The 2,560-nt window shown below is 63.1% G+C and carries 4 protein-coding genes; 3 read left to right on the top strand and 1 reads right to left on the bottom strand.

All coding sequences use genetic code 11. The features are described from left to right. The 3 genes from EN750_RS28765 to EN750_RS28755 all read left to right on the top strand — a co-directional run. A partial coding sequence (locus EN750_RS28765; protein WP_145968001.1) for an ABC transporter ATP-binding protein occupies nucleotides 1–1,561 on the top strand: 1,561 nt, incomplete at its 5' end. 67 nt (nucleotides 1,562–1,628) lie between these two features. Beyond that, nucleotides 1,629–2,045 (top strand): GNAT family N-acetyltransferase, encoded by a 417-nt coding sequence (locus tag EN750_RS28760; RefSeq protein ID WP_245465203.1) that lies wholly within the window; start codon nucleotides 1,629–1,631, stop codon nucleotides 2,043–2,045. Between the two features lies 1 nt (nucleotide 2,046). Next, complete coding sequence (locus EN750_RS28755; protein ID WP_127326788.1) at nucleotides 2,047–2,358, top strand: DUF6665 family protein; 312 nt, start codon at nucleotides 2,047–2,049, stop codon at nucleotides 2,356–2,358. A gap of 3 nt (nucleotides 2,359–2,361) precedes the next feature. Here EN750_RS28755 and EN750_RS28750 read toward each other — a convergent pair. Further along, nucleotides 2,362–2,560 (bottom strand): cupin domain-containing protein (locus EN750_RS28750; protein ID WP_145968000.1); only part of this gene is annotated, 199 nt, incomplete at its 5' end.

Genomic DNA, 2,560 nt, shown 5'->3' with positions numbered 1-2,560 from the left:
GTCGGCGCTGGTCGATGAGCAGACGATCACGCCGGGCTTCTACAATCTGGTGCGCTGGCAGGCACACCGGCATGTCTCGCGCCAGTCCTACGCCTTTTTCCAGAACGATTTCGCCGGCCGCATCGCGACAAAGGTCTGGCAGGCGGGGCAAGCCACCGGCGACCTGATGGAAAGCTTCATCGAGGTCGTCTGGTTCATGATTGTCTACACGGTGACGACGCTGGCGCTGGTCGCAGGCCTCGATCTCAGGCTGGCGGTGCTGGTGGTGATCTGGATTTCCGCTTTCGCTTGGCTGGCCAAGCTCTACTTGCCGGCAATCCGCAAGCATGCCGAGGAAACCGCCGAGGCCGGCTCGATGATCACCGGCCGCATCGTCGATTCCTATTCCAACGTGCAGACGCTGAAACTGTTCTCGGCCGACGGCGACGACCGCTACATCAGGAACGGTTTCGACATCTACCTCGACGCATTGCGCCCGTTCACCCGCCGGCTGACCGGCGTGCGCATGGCGTTGACGACGCTGTCGGGCATCATGATCACGGCGATCGGCTGCTTTGCCGTTTATCTCTGGGTCGAGGGCTCGATCACCGTCGGCGCGGTCGCCTTCACGCTGTCGCTGGTGCTGCGGCTCAACATGCTGCTCGGCCGGCTGATGATGCAGCTCAACAGCATCTTGCGAAACCTCGGCGTGCTGGAGAACTCCAAGGCGCTGATTTCGCAGCCGCTCGGCCTCGCCGATGCGCCCGACGCCAAGGAACTTGTCGTGGCGGGCGGGCGTATCGAGGTGAAGAACGTCGAGTTCCATTACGGCAAAGGGTTCGGCGTGCTGAACGGCATCGACCTTGTCGTCAAGCCGGGCGAGAAGGTCGGGCTGGTCGGACCGTCGGGCGCCGGCAAGACGACGCTCGCCAATCTGGTCCTGCGGCTCTACGATCTGGAGGGCGGCTCCATCACCATCGATGGCCAAGACGTCTCCGATGTCACGCAAAACTCGCTGCGAGCTAATATCGGCGTCGTCAGCCAGGACACGGCGCTGTTCCACCGTTCACTGCGCGACAACATCAAGCTCGGCATGCCAGACGCGACCGATGCGGAGGTGATCGCGGCGGCGAAAAAGGCCGAGGCGCACGAGTTCATTCTGACCTTGCGCGACAACAGGGACCGCGCCGGCTACGAGGCTTTTGTCGGCGAGCGCGGCGTCAAACTGTCAGGCGGACAGCGCCAGCGCGTGGCGATCGCCCGCGTCTTCCTCAAGGATGCGCCGATCCTGATTCTCGACGAAGCGACCTCGGCGCTCGATTCCGACATCGAGGCGGCGATCCAGGAAAATCTGACGCGGCTGATGGAAAACAAGACGGTCATCGCCATCGCCCACCGGCTGTCGACGATCGCGGCACTCGACCGACTGGTGGTGCTCGACGGCGGCCGCATCGTCGAGCAAGGCACGCATGACGATTTGGTAGCACTCGAGGGGCTCTATGCGCGGCTGTGGAAGCGGCAGTCCGGCGGTTTTCTCTATCACGAGGACAGCGTGCTCGAAGAGACACGCCCGGCGGAGTAGCTCCATGGGTGGATCAACAGGCGCCATCTCAGAGGTCGGCTACGTTCTCAAGCGGCTCCGACCGACCATGCCGGCTTTCGACACGCTGAAGGAAGAGAGCCGGCAGGAAGGCTACTGGATGCTGGTGCGCCTGGCGGATGGCTGGGCAAGTGGCCGCAACAAATTCCTGAAACGGGGCGAGGCGCTGTACGGAGCCTGGGATGGAAGGGAACTCGCCGGCGTGTGCGGGTTGAACATCGATCCCTATTTCGAGGCCAGGGACCACGGCCGGGTCCGGCACCTGTTCGTCAGTGCGCGTCACCGTCGCGCCGGCCTTGGCCGGATGCTGATCGAAACCGTTATCGACAGGGCACGTCACCATTTCGCCGCGCTGAACACCCGCGCGCCGCAAGAGGCTTTTGGTTTTTACGCACGGCTTGGATTTACGCACGTGGAAGGCGAAGAATTCGTCACTCACCGCATGGTTTTCGCGAAAGGAGACTGAAATGTCCTTGCGTCCGCCATCTCATCTTGCCGGCGGCTCGGCCGCTGAAGCCGCCTTCGACGCGCTCGGCCATGAAATATTGGCGGAAAAGGCGGCAGCACTCGGCCGCGCCGGCCAGCGGGTAGAGGAAACGCTGGCCAGGCTGCGCGACAATGCCGACGAGCAACTGCGCCCCCGGCTGCTCAAGGATGCCGCCGAGGCGGTGCATGGCTATTTCATCCAGCGCGAGTTGTGCGGCTTGCGCAAGCACGATGCCGTCATTCGTGAATACAACATCCCGAAAGCGGTGCTGGCCAGGCTCGGCGCGAAATAGGGGTCACTCCAGCCATTCGGTGATGAAGCTGCCGTTTTCATGGATGTCGGTCGTCTCCAGCGGGCCTGGGCCGAGATTGGTGAATTTGTGCGGCGTGTTGGGCGGCACGATCAGGATCTGGCCGGCAGATGCCTCGATCTCCTGGTCGCCGACAGTGAACAGGCCGGTGCCCTGGCGGATGATGAAGATCTCCGCGTAGGGA

It is taken from the genome of Mesorhizobium sp. M7A.F.Ca.ET.027.03.2.1 (assembly GCF_003999175.1).
Lineage (GTDB): Bacteria > Pseudomonadota > Alphaproteobacteria > Rhizobiales > Rhizobiaceae > Mesorhizobium.
The sequence above is the reverse complement of the archived record's forward strand: the minus strand, read 5'-3'. Positions and strand labels throughout refer to the sequence as shown.

Coding starts and splice junctions, on each gene's coding strand:
- EN750_RS28760 (WP_245465203.1), top strand. CDS start 1,629: ATGCCGGCTTTCGACACGCTGAAGGAAGAGAGCCGGCAGGAAGGCTAC.
- EN750_RS28755 (WP_127326788.1), top strand. CDS start 2,047: ATGTCCTTGCGTCCGCCATCTCATCTTGCCGGCGGCTCGGCCGCTGAA.